Genomic DNA, 12184 nt, shown 5'->3' with positions numbered 1-12184 from the left:
TTTACTTTCTTCTTAATTTTGAGAACAATGCAGAAATCCGGCCACGCCATCCACTCTGGCTATGCTGACCCGGCACATGCACCGAAAGACCAGTCTGAGCTAGAAGCATCATGGCGTTACGAAACTGCACATTCTGGCTAATCAGCGGCTGCCCATTAATTTCTGCCTCACCAAAATCCTTTGGCATATAAGGGATAACCACATCCGGTTGCAGATTAAGACTTTTGCACACTTCTTCCATGGACAATGTGCCCGGTCGGCCATAGTTGTTCAAAACGTAAATTGGCCGTGTTGGCAAAGACCCTTTTGGCAGCGCCGCCAAAGCACGCAGCGTATCACGAATAGAAATAAGTGTAGGGTCCAACACAAAAATAAGCTGCTGAGCCTCTTCCAGCAATGCCAGATACATATCTCCATCACGCCAGCTGGATTCTGCCATGATAAAGTGAAATTTGGTCCGCACAAACTCAATCAGAGCTTTAGACGTTGCCGGAGCAATTCTTGGGCGATTCAGAATAGGCCCAACGGCGGCCAGCAGATGCAACCTGTCGGAAAGAACCTGTGTGCTGCGCTCTATCAGCAGGCCATCCATACGGTCAGGCGTTTCCAGAACAGCCTGAAGACCACTGTTGTTTTCCGCATTCAACAAAAGTCCCAACTTGCTGGACTGGAGGTTGAAGTCAACCAGAAGCGTATGCCGCTTGAGTTCCTCGGCAACACACCAGCCAAGATTGGCCAAAATGGTCGAAACCCCAACCCCGTCACGCACCCCCGTCATAAGTATAAAACTGCCGCCGTTGGCCGCTGACCTGAACTTCTGACCATGCAGAATAATGCCGCCAAAAAAGCGGACAACCAGATTCTGCACCAATGGGTGGTAAAGATACTCGGCAATACCAAAACCATGCGTAATGGCGCGGTAAAAATCCACATCCTGCCGGTCACCCACAATCATGAGGGTAACACTTGGCGGAACTGTACCAGCAATATCACGCACACAGGTCAGAGGGTCCGAGGCGCCCCCTATATCGACAATGACGTAGGGTGGAACATCATTTTTCTCAAGATAGTCCATAGACTGGTCAAGAGAAAGACGTAGCACTTCCCCCTGATCGGGACAGACACTGTGAATGAAGTCTATAAACATGCTTTCTGTCTCGGCACTTTGTACCAATGCCAAGACACGAATATCGCTTTCGTTTGCTTCGGGCGTAGTGGAAATCTGCGTGCGCGTTTCAGACACAATCGTTAATTCCCTGACCCTTCGGAATTTTCACTGTTACTACCACTTTGAACCTGAGCAACATCTGTATTAGGCAGTTTTTTAACCTTGCCATCTCTCCAGCGCTGAACAGCTTCTGCTGCCTCATGGCCATCGCTTGGCCCCAGCTTTCTGCCGGAGACGAGGTCAGATTTACGCTCAACCTGCGCAGCAATATTGGCCTCATAAATATGCAATGGCCGCCAAGTATACGGTTGGGTCTGCGGGTCCATACTGGAACACCCCACCACAAACACACAGGCCACCAAGGGCGCAGAAAACATTACGATCTTATTAAAATAGGCGGAATACCGTGCCATATCGTTTACTCCACCATAAATCCAGCGTCGCCAGTATCCATTTTCTGCCACGGCCGTTTTTTCCTGACATCCGTGCCGCTCTGACGCATCAGAAAAACCCGCTCAAGGTCAGTCGGGGGTACCCATCCTTCATCTGGCGTGTGCAGACTGTTGATGTCATCAACCGGAGCAACCAGATAAGGCGTGACAATAATAACGAGTTCAGACTCGTTTTTCTGGAAACTGCTGGACTTGAAAAGCGCTCCAAGGATGGGAATATCCCCCAGCCAAGGCAGGCCAGTTGTGTTGATTTTTGTGCTGTCTGACAACAACCCGGCAATAATGAAGCTTTGCCCGCTCCCCAACTCCACCGTTGTATCGGCCCGGCGCACCGTAATGGCCGGAATCTGAACAGAGTTGGAACCATTCTGGTAGGTCACCGCCCCATCGCTGGACAGAGCACTGACTTCCGGCCGAACATGTAAGTTAATACGGCCATCCGCCAGAACTGTTGGAACAAAACCCAACGACACACCATACTGTTTGAACTGCACGTTGGTGTTGCCGCCATAGCTGGATGTCGGAATAGGGTATTCACCCCCGACAAGAAAGCTGGCTGGCTGGCCGCTTATGGCCGTCAGATTGGGCTCTGCAAGACTATGGATCAGCCCATCGGTCGCCAGTGCGTCAATCACCGTTTCCATCGTGACCGGGGTCTTGCCCACATTAAAGCGAGAAGTAATGCCAATGCTGCTTTGTAGGGTCGTCATGGCGGCCAACGGACTCTGCGTTGCCGCAGCCACCGTTACAGACGTACCCAATGCGTTTACATTCTGCCATTCCACGCCCAGTTCGCGCACAAGGGAACGATCCATTTCCACAATCCGAACGCGCAGATTGACCTGAATGGACCCCGGCACAGTCATATAATCCGCCACATAGCCATCTTTGCCAGCAAGAGATTTGGCATGATCAACCAGCTTTTGCGCCGCCTGCGGGTCTGGAGCCTGCCCTTCTATACTCATACCATCTGGAGAGGGTGAGATTGTTACGCCGGGCGTCTCAGAGCCATATTTCTGCCTGAGTAGAGAGGCATTATAGCCAGATGCAACAACATGCACCGTATAACGAGCAATAACGTCCCCTGTGGCCGATGTTGCCTCAATGCTTGTGTTCCCCGGCGCCACCCCGAACACAAAAAAGCTGCGCGGGCTGGCAGGACGGACTTCTGCCACCTTGGGGTCGGCCGAAAACAGACTGGTCGCGCTAGCTGGCAGCTTAACAACACGCCCAGCCCCACCAGCCAGTACAATTTGCCCGGAAGGAACGCCCGCCTCCGCAGCATATGCTTGTGGGCACAGCCCATCCAAAAGGCCGGACGTCATGGAGGCTGCGAGGGTCAACAGGCACAGCCCATACTTTTTAAAACTGTACATTAAGTGAGCCTGCCGTCCCGTTATAAACATGCACCGTTGTCCCACCGTCATTCACAGCTGAAACATTACCAACCGTTTTTGCCCCAAAGTCAGGCACATCGCCCACCTGATTGTCCTTAACCTCCGGGGCCAGCAGTTGATCATGCCGATGAGAAGACTGAATGGCGAGAGAAAGATGCCCCATTTCCGCTGCAACAGTTATGGCAACAGCCTGCTCTGGCGTGACTTCAAGCGTAACCGTCGTAGGGGGTGCCGGAGGAACTGAAGGTTTATTATTGTGAAGCGGACCTTCAGACCCACTTTCTGCACTCAGTATATCAGGAGGCAGAAATGTCTGATCGACAGCAATAACCCGCACCCCTGCAGCCACGCCACGCGCAACGACAGAAGGCGGTGCGCTGCCAGAATGAAAAGACTGCGTCAGAATCAGGTCCACATGGTCTCCCGGCTCCACCAGTCCACCTACGCTGCTTACAGGTGTAACCTGTATACTCACGGCCCGCATATTGGGCTTGAGCGCCGCAGGCAGAAACCCCGGAGCCCCCACTGGCAAAACCTGTGACGACCGTAAAATATTACCCGGCTCAATAGCGCCGATTACCACCGCACCATGTACACTTTTACGATCGGCTTTTGTATCCTTTACCGCACCTTCGGGGAGTTCGGAACGCGGCAGAACCTTCGTGACAAAGCTGTCATCGCCTCGCACAAAATCCCCAACCTGAAAAGCATGAGTCGCAACCAGCACCCGCTCGACAGGAATCGGCGGCGGTGCTTTGGGCTGTACGACAGGGCGTGTCAACGCACGAAAAAACAGAAAACCGCCCAGACCACCTACAGCCAGAAATACAATTAACAGTATGCGAGGGTTCATAAATTACGCCCGATCGTCCATACAAAGCCAGACGCAATGCCTATAGCATAAGGCAATGGTGCACCACGCCTAATTCTCCAGCACTCAACCCGTACGGCGCGCCCAAACCGACGGGACGATGGCACACGCAGGCGCCCCCTGAAAGCAAGATAAACCGCTGCCAGCACACCTCCTGCAATGGCTATATGAAAAATATACCACAGCTGCTGGGAAGGCGAAAACAGGAGAGATGACGCAGCAATAAGCTTGACGTCTCCTCCGCCGATCAGGCGGAGGAGCCATAAAACAAAAATACACAGAAGATAACAGCGCCACCCACAATGCCATGCCAGCCAAGCACTGGCACCATCAGGAGGCCAAGCAATACGAACGCACCAGAAATCCAGTCCGGGATCTCCCTAGCCCGGATATCCGTCACGGCCGCAAAAAAAGAAGGAGAATTGCAGATAAAACTACAATTCTCCCCTCTAAACTACACAACAGAGCGCTCGTCACCTTTACGCCTCAAAAAACATAAAGGGCGCACGCCCTGTTATGCGCCTCCGCAGGGCTGCAATGGTATTGCTTCCACAACACCACGCAGCCACAATGCCGAGGGTAACCTTACGACGAACTATTAGCTCGAAGCGGCTTTCGAAGCCTGGTTGGTCAGGCCGGAACCGATGTCGTTAAACGCGGTGTTCAGGCTGGTGCCCAGATGAGCAAAAGCATAACCGATAACGGTCACGAGCACCGCAGCGACCAGAGCGTATTCCAGAGCGGTAACGCCCTTACGGTCCTGCATGAACCCACGAGCAAACTGCTTAATACGAAAAACGAAATTTTCCATGATTCTTCCTTAGTGGTAAGAAAAGTTATCTTCCTTCAATATTCAATATAAGATCTTACTCTGATCAAACAAAGAGGAAGCAAAGATGATTAAACATATTTAACAAACATGATGAGATGTATCCATGACTTCATCAAAAAAATAGCCAAAAACTGCACTTTTCTGCGGCATGTGTATGATCGATACAATTTGAAAAATATTTTTTAATGAATTTTGAACATATACTTAAACCGTCTGAATAACAGATCTATGAATTTATAAAGAATAGGAAGCCCTATTTTTTTCGACTCGCACCCCGTTTATCGGCCGGAAAAGCCAGATCTATACATTGCGCAAAAAAATTAATTGGACCTATACTTGCCGTGAAAAATCCGGACCTTTCAAAATCAACAGCTTAACGCGTAATCTCGACACAGATAGTCATGATTTTTCCCTCATTGATGCGTGGAAAAATATTTATACATAACAAGCATGGCGAAAGAACGTCTTTTTAATGTCCCTCAATACTGCCCGCAAAAAACGTCACGACACACTGTCTGCATGGCTGAAAATAGTAGCAGTTCTGGTTTTGTTTTTAGGATTCATCGTGAATCTTCTCCCCAGAACCGGCAATACGTACCATGACTCCGATACATGGATGCGACTGGCATTTATTGAGCAGTGCCTGACGGATTATTTTACGGGCTACACAGACCCTACGCACCCCCACACGGGCGGTTTTATCGGACATCTGACCCAATATTGGTATCGGCATGAGGGCGCTGGTTATGGGGGTATGCCCATCCACTGGACTCTTCCATACGATCTTTTGGTTGCGCTGACGGCGCTGCCGTTCCTCCCCCACGGCTTAACCATTCATCAGGCTCTTGCGCAGGCGCATTTTATTGTTGGGCCTTTGTCGTTCCTCATCATAGTCTGGGCCTGCTGGGTGCTGACAACGGTTGTTACCCCTCGTCACGCCCGACCGGGTGTGTTGGTCTGGGTCAGCCTGTTTATGCCCACAGCAGCCGTGCTCACCGCCTATATCCTTCCGGGCCGGGTCAGCCACCATGGTCTGTCTTTTGCTTTGGCCGTCCTCTCGCTGGCCTGCACGTTACGTTTTTTAAGAACCCCGGCTCCAAGCAAAGCTTTTTTTGCAGGCCTTACTCTGGTTCTGGCCATGTGGAGTTCCATTGAGACACTCCCGTTTGAACTCCTGACCTTTTTTGTGCTGTGGGCTGGCTGTTTGTGGCGGGGACAAAGCGCCATCATCGCGCACCGTCTGAATATCAATCTGATTGTTCTTTTTGCGTCCGCAGTCAGCTTTGCTGTTCTCGCGCTTCTGATTGACCCCCCTTTTGAGGGTCTGATGTTCCCGCGCACAGACCGATATAGCTGCGTCCACATTGCCCTGCTGCTCCTTTGTGGCCTAGCCGCGGGCGGATGCCGCTGGTTTGTCCACATCGCACCCAATACTGCCAGCAAAACGAAATTTCTGGCTTTGTGCATCGTAACCGCAATATTCTGCCTGATCGGTGGCAGCGGCATAACTCTGCTGGCGGCCCCTCCCGTCAACACAGCAGACCCTGTTTTTCGTAGCTACTTTTTCAATCATATCATCGAAAACCGAAGCCTTTTCAAAAGCAGACTCCCCTCCGATATCGCACTTGTATGCGTGCAGTTCGTGGCCGTTCTCATATGCCTGCGTCTGACTTGGCGAAAAAGACGCCGACCGCAGGTCTGGGCACTCGCACTGATGACCCTCATTCTAGGCACCACAACCATACTGGGGTTGCTGCATGTGCGTCTTGGTTCATACGCCGGGGGACTGGGCGCGATAGTTTGCGCGCTTGCCTTGCGCCGCACCCTGGCCCAACGCCACCCACAGGCTGATGGGGACCTGTTTATGGCGTTTTTCACTCTGTTTTTAGGGATATTCCTGCTGGCACAGGCCTATATGACCAAAGCCCCAAGCACACAGCACAACACCGATACCTGTATGCTTGATGCAAAAACCGGCGCACAAATTGTTCAGACTTTTGGCGCCAATGCCAATATCATGAACGAAATATGGCTTGGCCCTCTTCTAATATGGACCACGCTCCCTGCAGGTGGCGTCAACATTGTTGCTGGCCCTTACCACCCCAATACCCAGGGCATTCACGACCTTGGCCTTTTATGGACCTCTGATGACACACAGCCACAGGGCCATAAAATTATCCGTAATATTATAGACAAAAGGCATCTTACTGGCGTTGTGCTCTGCATTGCGGCCAATCACGTCAGCAATGACGTATTGCCTCCGACCAGCATCGCACACATGATTGCAGCGGGGCATCCTCCCGCATGGCTAGAACCTGTTCCCCTCAAGGAAAATACGAATATCCGCATCCTTCGTATTCTCCCCGATCAGGAACCCTCCGCCGTCCAGACACAAGCCCATTAGGGCTAAAAATCCTCCCCTGCCTAACAAACTACAGGCAGGGCCCCCGAGACTATACCGGCGAGACAGCAACGCCACGTGGCAAGCAAACAGTTGTTTGCCCCAGAGCACGCCGCGCCACCATATAGGCGACAGCCAGCAGGATAACCGGCCCGACCGGCACGTTCAAAGAAAGCGCCAGATACCGCACGAACAGAGGCATTAAAAAAGCAAAGGCCAGTAAAAAGCGTTCATAGGGCAGAAAACCGTGCAACTGAGCCTGCCGTGCAAGCCACGCAAGAACCGGAGCCAGAAGCATCAGGTCATAATCCAGCAGGAAAGGCGTCACCACCAATGCGGTAATAATGAGCATGACCCCGGTTGCCTGAGACGCTCTTCTATAAAACGCAATGTACATTAAAACCGAAAAAACAAGAAACGCAGTAACGGCCTGCACAAAGTAAGACACAAAAAGACTACCATGCAGCAACCGGACAGCGGCAAAAATGCTGACCATCTTGCCGTATCCCACATAGTTTTTTTCCAACGTTGCGGTGGCAAACGGGATGTTCTGAAGAAAACCGAGCCATGTTGCGGTTCCGAACAAACCCCAACTCACCAGAACAAACACAACAACGGTCATTATGAATGCACACAGTGCCCGCCATTGCCGCGCCATGGTCAGCGCAAAAGGCACACATAGGGCAAGATGTGGCTTAAAGCAGAGCAAACCAAAAAATATGCCAGAAACAACTGGCCTTTTACCCAACAGATAAACCGCTCCAGCAAAAAGTGCGCAGGTTAAAAAGGCATTCTGACCATGCAGAATATTGATAAAAATTGCCGGAAAGCTGGCCACAAATACCCATGATGTCTTCTCCGGCAAAAACCCCTTAACCGCCCGCCAGCAGGCATACCCTGTAACAGACAACCAGAGACACAAAGAGACAAGATACGGAAAAACCGCTAGCGGCAAACAGATTAAAAGAAATAAGGGGGGATAGAAAAAAGCCGTATAGCCAGACTGACTGGCCTGCGGAAAAATTTTTAACTGTTGCGCCTCATGGGCGTGCATCTGGTAAACATCGGCAGGATGACCATGCAAGGCGAGGTCGGACGCAGCCCAGAAGCTTATAAAGTCGGTTCCCAGAATTTTCCCGTTCGCATCAATACCCGAATGGGACGTAACCAGAAGCCCCCCGATCATGGCGCTGATGAGCACAAGAAAAAGCAGACAATACAACCGGCTTCTCTGCGGGGTAATCCACTGTGCGGTTCTAAAAAAATTACGAAACCCGCTCAGGTTTCCCATTATTTTTCCCCAAATACCAAACGCGGCCCATACCCCGGTAGCGAGCTATGGACCGTGTTTTTTCCGACCATGAATGCCTTACGGAAAGCTGGAATGTTTGAAGGGATAACGATCCACCATCATACGGAGTGGTGCAAATTCCTTATTGGGGAATGTTTCCGACCGGACCCATGAGCCATCGGGAGATTCCACAAACACCGTGGCATTCCAGTCAGCCGCGCTAATGCCCGTCCACAAAGTGAGGGTCAGCACATCCTTACCCTGCTCATCCTTGAGGAACAGGTGGGAATCTCCTGAAGAAGGCGGCGTCCGGCTCAGCGGTCCCCAACCGGACTTGTGGCCAGAAAGCCATTTGTTCACATCAGCCACTTCGTCCGCACCCAATGGGCGCTGATGGTGCATTGGCCCCACATCAATAACGCCACTGGCCACCTGTGGGAACGATACAGGTTTGAAGTTGGGCAGCGCGAATGTCCAGATCACAGCCGTTGTGCTTATGGTGAGAACCAGAAAACCAATGATAAACGCAGTTTCTTTCCGCATCGTAATACTCTTTCTTACCCTCTGACTGCGGCAATTACGCGCGCCACGTCTTGGTCTGTCAGTTCCGGGTGGATGGGCAGAGCCAGAATACGCTGCGCCAGATCTTCGGAAACAGGGAGCGCCGTACCATCGTGGTGGTCTCGGTAGGCTGGCTGCTTGTGCAATGGAAGGGGATAGTAAATAGCTGAAGGCACACCTTTATCCTTCAACCGGGCCTGCAGAGCGTCCCGCTCAGCCGTGCTCCCCACCAGAATAGCGTAAATAGCCCACGCACTCTGGCTGTCCGCCACACGCACCGGCACCTGCACACAACCGGTAAGGCCCTTGTCATACTGCGTGGCAATCTGGTTCCGCCGGGCTAGCTCGTCCTTAAAGCTCTCCAGTTTGGCCAGCAGCACCGCAGCCTGCAGGGTATCTAGCCGACCGTTCATACCTGTGCGCAGGACTTCATACCGGCTGGTGCCCTCACCATGTGTGCGCAAGGAGCGGTATAAGGCCGCACGCTCCGGGTCATCGGTCAGGATGGCACCACCATCGCCATACCCGCCCAAAGGTTTGGAAGGGAAAAAGGATAGGGTTGTAGCCGTAGCTTCCCGCCCCAATGGCTTGCCCGCCAGCTCTGCCCCAAAAGACTGGGCACAGTCCGCCAGCAAAAACAGGTCCTCCTGCTTAGCAATGCTGCGCAATTGTGCCCATGGTGCAGGCTGGCCAAACAGGTCCACCCCTACTATGGCGCGTGGCCGCAGCTTACCTTCCGCCCGCACGGCCTGAATACGGCTTTGCAAATGGGCTGGATCAATCTGGAACGTATGCGGGTCCACATCCACAAAAACAGGCGTAGCCCCCAGCACCAAAGGGACTTCCGCCGTGGCGGTATATGTAAAGGCAGGCAGGAACACGGCATCCCCTCGACCTATGCCTTCTGCCATCATAACGATCTGCAGCGCATCTGTGCCGGACGACACGCCCACACATTCACGCGCACCACACCAAGCTGCCAGACGTTCTTCCAACTCGGTCACTTCTGGCCCCATAACAAACCGACAATGCGCCAGAACAGCCTCCAGCCGCTGACGGAGCACAGGTTCCATCCGCTTCTGCTGGGCGGCAAGATCAAGAAACGCAATGGGCCTGTTGTCTGAACTGCTCATGGTGCCATCTGCTCCGTACCATCGGCCTTTATCTGTGCATCCTGTACAACACCGGAGGATTTTGCACCAGTCGAAGCCCGGGCCCGCACTTCCCCATTGGGGTTATGATCGAATTCGGGCACCAGCAAGTGGAGAGTTTGCAAAGCAGCCTGCACGTTGTTCTGCCGGGCATAAGCCGTAAGCTGGTCCACCGCCGCCCGCACATCCGCCAGTTCAACCACGCGGGGGGTTGCCATAAGCAGGCCCGGCGCATCGGTCGGCACCGGAGCCTCCCGCCCGTGGAACAGCTCCTCGTACAGTTTTTCTCCCGCACGCAGGCCGGTAAACTGAATGGCCACATCCTCATCCGGTTTAAGGCCCGCAGACCGCACAATCTGGCGTGCCAGATCAACAATTTTAACGGGCTCACCCATATCCAGCACAAAAATGCCGCCATGCCGGAGCAGGTCGTCCGTACCACTCTCTCCCTTACCGGACATCCCACGCACACTGGCCTGCAACACAAGGCCTACAGCCTCTGGCACGGTCATAAAGTAGCGGCACATCTCTGGATGGGTAACGGTCAGCGGACCACCCCGCTCCAACTGCCGCCGGAACAAGGGCACGACCGAACCGGTTGACCCCAGCACATTACCAAACCGGACCGTAATACAACGCATGGCGCCATCCTGCCCGCTGGCACGGGCCTGCACATCCAACGCCTGACAGTACATTTCTGCCGCGCGCTTGGACGCCCCCATCAGACTGGACGGATTAACGGCCTTATCGGTCGAAATCACAATCATGGCGGCAACACCGTTGCGAGCGGCGGCATCTGCCACAACGCGTGTGCCTTGCACGTTAGTCAGCAGTCCCTCCGTTGGGTTAGCCTCCACAATTGGGACATGCTTGAGTGCCGCCGCATGGAACACCAAGTCTGGCCGAAAATGCGCCATCACGGCATCAATCCGGTTTTCATCACGCACATCAGCGACAACCATGTGGCGTGGAATGTCCGGCGCGCATTCTGTCAGCCCGACATCAATCTGCCAGAGCGCAAATTCACCGTGGTCCAGCAGAACAAGGCGGGCAGGTCCCAACCCGGCAATCTGACGTGCCAGTTCAGACCCAATGGTGCCGCCAGCCCCCGTAACCAGAACCGTACGGCCCCGGATCAACCGCTCCATACCCGCATGGTCGAGCGGCACCTGTGGGCGGTTTAGCAAATCCTCCAGCGGAATGGGCCGCAACTGCACATGGTCCGCCGGGGTCAGATCCGTCATAACGGGTGTTCTGAGCACGGCAATGCCGTACTCCGCCGCCACGTCCAGCACACGGCTTAACGCACGCCCCCTAAACGCCGGGTCCGTTACAACCAGCGCCTCAGGCAAGGTCGCCATCTTGCGCATACGTTCAAGAACAGACGCTATATCTTCAACATGCCCCAGAATCGGCACATTCTGAATCCGCTGCCCTGCCTGACGGGTGCCAACTCCCACCAGCCCGATAATGCTGATATTCATATCCTGGCTACGGTCCAGCGCACTCAGATACAGGTCGGCCACGGTGTCCGACCCAATCAACACAACCTGTTTCTGGTTAGCTTGCCGCGCGGCGATTCTGTGCGCCAAACGGTAAGACACACGCAGGCCGCCCAACAGGACCAGCAAAACCAGCGCGTAGATAATGGGAAATGTCTCGCTGGGTAGCGGAAAGCCTGACAGAACCAGCCCCAGAGAGAACAACACCGCACTGGCAACCGATGCGCCCGCAATGCCCAACAGGTCCGAAACACCGGAAAAGCGCCAGTATTGCTGCGGTATCCTGAATGGCAGACCACTCACCACCAGCGAGATACTCCCCCCGGCCAGAAACCACAGCGGGTGAAGCAGACCATCCTGCGGGGCAGCCAGCCAACGCGCCAGAGGCGCCGCCACCGCTGCCAGCGCACCATCAAGCACGATGTTCCCGGCCATCCTGTTCAACGGCCACAATCTTGGATAGGAATGCTGGAACGGTGGACGGTACGAGAGCATGATCCTGTCCCTATAACCTAGCGCCTGACATCCTAGAAGCAGCCAACCGGACAACGGTCTTTT

At 53.6% G+C, this 12184-nt stretch carries 12 protein-coding genes; 1 reads left to right on the top strand and 11 read right to left on the bottom strand.

All coding sequences use genetic code 11. The annotated features are described in order from the left end of the window. Position 1 precedes the first annotated feature (1 nt). The 7 genes from AGA_RS02585 to AGA_RS02565 form a co-directional block, all read right to left on the bottom strand. Positions 2–1243 carry an AAA family ATPase gene (locus AGA_RS02585; RefSeq protein WP_059022900.1) on the bottom strand — a complete coding sequence of 414 codons (1242 nt, stop codon included), beginning with the start codon at positions 1241–1243 and terminating at the stop codon, positions 2–4. Positions 1244–1248: 5 nt separating this feature from the next. Next, positions 1249–1632, bottom strand: a complete 384-nt coding sequence (locus AGA_RS02580; protein WP_157065281.1) for a hypothetical protein — start codon at positions 1630–1632, stop codon at positions 1249–1251. Continuing rightward, the gene (locus AGA_RS02575) at positions 1587–2945 is read right to left on the bottom strand and encodes a type II and III secretion system protein family protein (protein WP_231945921.1); all 1359 of its coding nucleotides are present in this window, start codon (positions 2943–2945) and stop codon (positions 1587–1589) included. Before AGA_RS02575 ends, AGA_RS02580 begins: the two co-directional genes overlap by 46 nt. A 37-nt stretch (positions 2946–2982) precedes the next feature. Beyond that, on the bottom strand, positions 2983–3870 hold the full coding sequence (cpaB, locus tag AGA_RS02570) for a Flp pilus assembly protein CpaB (protein WP_059022897.1): 888 nt from the start codon (positions 3868–3870) through the stop codon (positions 2983–2985). Next, the gene (locus tag AGA_RS14425; protein ID WP_408735970.1) at positions 3867–4136 is read right to left on the bottom strand and encodes an A24 family peptidase; all 270 of its coding nucleotides are present in this window, start codon (positions 4134–4136) and stop codon (positions 3867–3869) included. Before AGA_RS14425 ends, cpaB begins: the two co-directional genes overlap by 4 nt. Continuing rightward, the gene (locus AGA_RS14005) at positions 4136–4288 is read right to left on the bottom strand and encodes a hypothetical protein (RefSeq protein WP_231945919.1); all 153 of its coding nucleotides are present in this window, start codon (positions 4286–4288) and stop codon (positions 4136–4138) included. The genes AGA_RS14425 and AGA_RS14005 overlap by 1 nt, the downstream gene beginning before the upstream one ends. A gap of 198 nt (positions 4289–4486) precedes the next feature. Further along, on the bottom strand, positions 4487–4699 hold the full coding sequence (locus tag AGA_RS02565; RefSeq protein ID WP_194299296.1) for a Flp family type IVb pilin: 213 nt from the start codon (positions 4697–4699) through the stop codon (positions 4487–4489). A gap of 586 nt (positions 4700–5285) precedes the next feature. On the opposite strand from AGA_RS02565, the gene AGA_RS02560 reads away from it, so the two are divergent. Beyond that, positions 5286–7124: a hypothetical protein gene (locus AGA_RS02560; protein WP_157065279.1), complete on the top strand. Its 1839-nt coding sequence runs from the start codon at positions 5286–5288 to the stop codon at positions 7122–7124. 49 nt (positions 7125–7173) lie between these two features. Here AGA_RS02560 and AGA_RS02555 read toward each other — a convergent pair whose 3' ends face one another. The 4 genes from AGA_RS02555 to AGA_RS02540 form a co-directional block, all read right to left on the bottom strand. Then, positions 7174–8412, bottom strand: coding sequence for a glycosyltransferase family 87 protein (locus AGA_RS02555; RefSeq protein ID WP_059022895.1), 1239 nt, complete (start codon positions 8410–8412; stop codon positions 7174–7176). A 78-nt stretch (positions 8413–8490) separates the two neighbouring features. After that, positions 8491–8955: a hypothetical protein gene (locus AGA_RS02550; RefSeq protein WP_059022894.1), complete on the bottom strand. Its 465-nt coding sequence runs from the start codon at positions 8953–8955 to the stop codon at positions 8491–8493. 14 nt (positions 8956–8969) lie between these two features. Next, positions 8970–10106, bottom strand: a complete 1137-nt coding sequence (locus tag AGA_RS02545; protein WP_059022893.1) for a DegT/DnrJ/EryC1/StrS family aminotransferase — start codon at positions 10104–10106, stop codon at positions 8970–8972. Beyond that, entirely contained in the window at positions 10103–12121 is a 2019-nt protein-coding gene (locus AGA_RS02540; protein ID WP_059022892.1) for a nucleoside-diphosphate sugar epimerase/dehydratase, read from the bottom strand. The genes AGA_RS02545 and AGA_RS02540 overlap by 4 nt, the downstream gene beginning before the upstream one ends. Positions 12122–12184: the final 63 nt, after the last annotated feature.

This window comes from Acetobacter ghanensis, from assembly GCF_001499675.1.
Lineage (GTDB): Bacteria > Pseudomonadota > Alphaproteobacteria > Acetobacterales > Acetobacteraceae > Acetobacter > Acetobacter ghanensis.
The sequence above is the reverse complement of the archived record's forward strand: the minus strand, read 5'-3'. Positions and strand labels throughout refer to the sequence as shown.

What these genes read in the sequence shown, in the direction of transcription:
- AGA_RS02575 (WP_231945921.1), bottom strand. Translation starts at nt 2,945, where the DNA reads ATGACGTCCGGCCTTTTGGATGGGCTGTGCCCACAAGCATATGCTGCG.
- cpaB (WP_059022897.1), bottom strand. Translation starts at nt 3,870, where the DNA reads ATGAACCCTCGCATACTGTTAATTGTATTTCTGGCTGTAGGTGGTCTG.
- AGA_RS02565 (WP_194299296.1), bottom strand. Translation starts at nt 4,699, where the DNA reads ATGGAAAATTTCGTTTTTCGTATTAAGCAGTTTGCTCGTGGGTTCATG.
- AGA_RS02555 (WP_059022895.1), bottom strand. Translation starts at nt 8,412, where the DNA reads ATGGGAAACCTGAGCGGGTTTCGTAATTTTTTTAGAACCGCACAGTGG.
- AGA_RS02550 (WP_059022894.1), bottom strand. Translation starts at nt 8,955, where the DNA reads ATGCGGAAAGAAACTGCGTTTATCATTGGTTTTCTGGTTCTCACCATA.
- AGA_RS02545 (WP_059022893.1), bottom strand. Translation starts at nt 10,106, where the DNA reads ATGAGCAGTTCAGACAACAGGCCCATTGCGTTTCTTGATCTTGCCGCC.
- AGA_RS02540 (WP_059022892.1), bottom strand. Translation starts at nt 12,121, where the DNA reads ATGCTCTCGTACCGTCCACCGTTCCAGCATTCCTATCCAAGATTGTGG.